General features: G+C 73.1%; 3 protein-coding genes. All 3 read right to left on the bottom strand.

Going from position 1 to position 2446, the window contains the following annotated elements:
* Positions 1-42: 42 nt before the first annotated feature.
* Positions 43-828, bottom strand: coding sequence for an ABC transporter permease (locus AOK11_RS36975; RefSeq protein WP_055598005.1), 786 nt, complete (start codon positions 826-828; stop codon positions 43-45).
* On the bottom strand, positions 825-1637 hold the full coding sequence (locus AOK11_RS36970; RefSeq protein WP_055598004.1) for an ABC transporter ATP-binding protein: 813 nt from the start codon (positions 1635-1637) through the stop codon (positions 825-827). The genes AOK11_RS36975 and AOK11_RS36970 overlap by 4 nt, the downstream gene beginning before the upstream one ends.
* Positions 1638-1992: 355 nt before the next feature.
* A partial coding sequence (locus tag AOK11_RS36965; RefSeq protein WP_055598003.1) for a hypothetical protein occupies positions 1993-2446 on the bottom strand: 454 nt, incomplete at its 5' end.

The raw sequence follows: 2446 nt of genomic DNA, 5'->3' as shown, positions 1-2446 counted from the left end.
ACGGTGGCGGGCGCAGGCGCCAGGGGCTCCGGAGGGGGCGGGTCAGGCTGTCCTGCGGCGCAGGGTTGCCGCGCCGAGGGCGAGCACCAGCAGGGCACAGCCGGCGACGATCAGGATGTCGCGTACGAAGGGGGCGGTCATGTCCGTGTGCCTGAGGACCTCGTTCATGCCGTCGACGGCGTAGGACATGGGGAGGACGTCGGAGATGCCCTCCAGGACGGGGTGCATGTCGGCGCGCGCGGTGAAGAGTCCGCACAGGAGGAGCTGGGGGAAGATCACTGCCGGCATGAACTGGACCGCCTGGAATTCCGAGGCCGCGAAGGCCGAGACGAAGAGGCCGAGGGCGGTGCCGAGGAGGGCGTCGAGCAGGGCCACCAGGAGCAGCAGCCACGGGCTGCCGACGACGTCGAGTCCCAGGAACCAGACCGCCAGTGCGGTGGCCAGGGCGGACTGGACGATCGCGATCGCGCCGAAGGCGAGGGCGTAGCCGGCGATCAGGTCGCCCTTGCCGAGCGGCATGGCGAGGAGGCGTTCCAGGGTGCCGGAGGTGCGCTCGCGCAGGGTGGCGATCGAGGTGACCAGGAACATCGTGATCAGCGGGAAGATCCCGAGGAGCGAGGCGCCGATGTTGTCGAAGGTGCGCGGGCTGCCGTCGAAGACGTAGCGGAGCAGGAGCAGCATCAGGCAGGGGACGAGCAGCATCAGCGCGATCGTGCGCGGGTCGTGGCGGAGTTGACGCAGGACCCGGGCCGCGGTGGCGAGGGTGCGCGAGGCGTTCAGGGAGCTCGTCGGCACGGAGGGCCGTGTCGTCGTACGGGGGGTGCTCATCGCGAGGTCTCCTTCGTGCGGCTTGCTGCGGCGGCCGCGTCCACCAGGTGCAGGAAGGCCGCCTCGACGGTGTCGGATCCGGTGCCGGTGCGGAGGGCGTCGGGGGTGTCGTCGGCGAGGATCTCGCCCTCGCGCATGAGCAGGAGGCGGTGACAGCGCTCGGCCTCGTCCATGACGTGGGAGGAGATCAGCAGGCTGGCCCCCCGGTCGGCGGCGAGGGCGTGGAAGAGCTGCCAGAGGTCGCGGCGCAGGACGGGGTCGAGGCCGACCGTGGGCTCGTCGAGGACCAGCAGCTCGGGGGTGCCGAGGAGGGCGACGGCGAGGGAGACGCGGTTGCGCTGGCCGCCGGAGAGGTTGCCGGCGAGGGCGTCGGCGTGGGTGGTGAGGTCGACGTCGGCGATGGCCCGGGTGACGTTGTCCCGGCGGCGGTCGGCGGCGGCGCGGCCGGGGTCGAGGACCGCGGCGAAGTAGTCGAGGTTCTGCCGGACCGTCAGGTCGTCGTAGACCGAGGGGGCCTGGGTGACGTAGCCGATGCGGGTCCGCAGGGTGGGGTGGCCCGCGGGGAGGCCGAGCACGTCCAGCGTGCCGGTGACCTTGGCCTGGGTGCCCACGATGGCCCGCATCAGGGTCGACTTGCCGCAGCCGGAGGGGCCGAGGAGACCGGTGACCTGCCCGCGCGGGACGGTGAAGTCGAGACCGCACAGGACGGTGCGGGGGCCTCGGACGACGGTGAGGTCCTGGGCGCGGACGGCGGGGGGTTCTCCCTCGCCGGTGTCCGGGTGCGGAGCGCCGGAGGAGTAATTCATCATGTGATGAATAATCCTCTCGGGGACGGGACACGTCAAGCGGTGACGGGACGGTTCGCACTGGGGCAGGGTGCGGCCGCGCGGGGGCGGAGGACGACCGTGCGGGGCGAGCGGGCATGCCGAAGGGAGGCGCGGCGCGGTGGACGGTGCGCGGCGGGAAGCGGGAGGCGCGGGGTGGAAGGCACGGCGCGGCGCGCGGCGGCAGCGATCCGCGAAGGGCGTCGGCACGCACGGGGCGAACCGGTGCGCGGGGCGGCAGCCCGGGGCGGACGGCGGGCCGGCGCGCCGGGCGCGGGGAAGCACGCGGTGGCGGAGGGAGGGAATCGTTCGGTGCAGGCCGGCGGTTTCCCTGCGGTGGTCAGGAGCGGCGGCGCTTCTTGGGGTTGCCGGAGCGGCGGGACATCCGCTTCGCGTACTGGGCGCGGGCCGTTTCGTACTCCTCGCGGTGGAGCTTCTCGCCGGGGGCCTCGGCGAGGGAGCGGAAGAAGTAGGCAAGGAGGGAGCCGACGAAGCCAACGGTGAGCAGGCCCCGGAGGGACCGCTGGCGGTCGGGGTCGGGGCGGCGCTTGAACGCCTCCCAGGTGTGCCCGAACGCGAGGGCGCTGCAGACCGCGAACATCACGACCATGAGGAGCGTGACGAAACCGCCGACCTCGGCGATCCGGAAGCCCTGGTAGGCGATGCGCAGAACAAAGCAGGCGGCGGCCGCGGCGGCGAGCGAGCCGACGGCGACGCCGATACGGCGGGCCGCGTAGCCGCTGTCGTGGTCGACCCAGGTCGTGCCGAAGAAGCGGATGGGCTCGGGGCGGGGG

Source organism: Streptomyces hirsutus, assembly GCF_001418415.1.
In the GTDB taxonomy this organism is placed as follows: domain Bacteria; phylum Actinomycetota; class Actinomycetes; order Streptomycetales; family Streptomycetaceae; genus Streptomyces; species Streptomyces hirsutus.
Note: the sequence above shows the minus strand (reverse complement) of the source record. Positions and strands in the feature narration are given on the sequence as shown.

Coding starts and splice junctions, on each gene's coding strand:
- AOK11_RS36970 (WP_055598004.1), bottom strand. CDS start 1,637: ATGATGAATTACTCCTCCGGCGCTCCGCACCCGGACACCGGCGAGGGA.
- AOK11_RS36975 (WP_055598005.1), bottom strand. CDS start 828: ATGAGCACCCCCCGTACGACGACACGGCCCTCCGTGCCGACGAGCTCC.